This is a genomic window from Methylobacterium sp. J-001, assembly GCF_022829565.1.
Taxonomy (GTDB): domain Bacteria; phylum Pseudomonadota; class Alphaproteobacteria; order Rhizobiales; family Beijerinckiaceae; genus Methylobacterium.
Genome location: NZ_JAKSYN010000024.1, coordinates 1 through 303, shown reverse-complemented (window position 1 = coordinate 303; position 303 = coordinate 1). Strand labels below are relative to the sequence as shown.

At 68.0% G+C, this 303-nt stretch carries 1 protein-coding gene; it reads left to right on the top strand.

Going from position 1 to position 303, the window contains the following annotated elements:
* Window positions 1–55: 55 nt before the first annotated feature.
* A complete protein-coding gene (locus MKK65_RS01065; protein WP_243954565.1) occupies window positions 56–232 on the top strand; it encodes a hypothetical protein in 177 nt (58 codons plus the stop codon).
* Window positions 233–303: the final 71 nt, after the last annotated feature.

Sequence of the window (303 nt, the reverse complement as noted above, 5' to 3'; positions counted from 1 at the left end):
CCTCATCATCCCCACCCCAGCCACGTCGTTCCCGACCTTCTGCCGCTCGTAGGCAGTGCCGACCAATATCAAAGACCTGTCCGTCATCCTGGAGACGGGCAACCGCAACCAGGGCGCCCGAGCCGTCACCCCCGCCAACCTCGTCCCGGTCGCCCACCGCTCCATCTGCCGCCGCTACTACGACTTCCCCGCCGTCCGCGCCGTCCTGAACTACAAGTTCGGCTCGTACTAAGACCCACAGGCGCGCCCGGCCCCCGGGCCGGGCGGGCTTTCTTGGACGTGGCATGCGGGTCAAGACCCGCA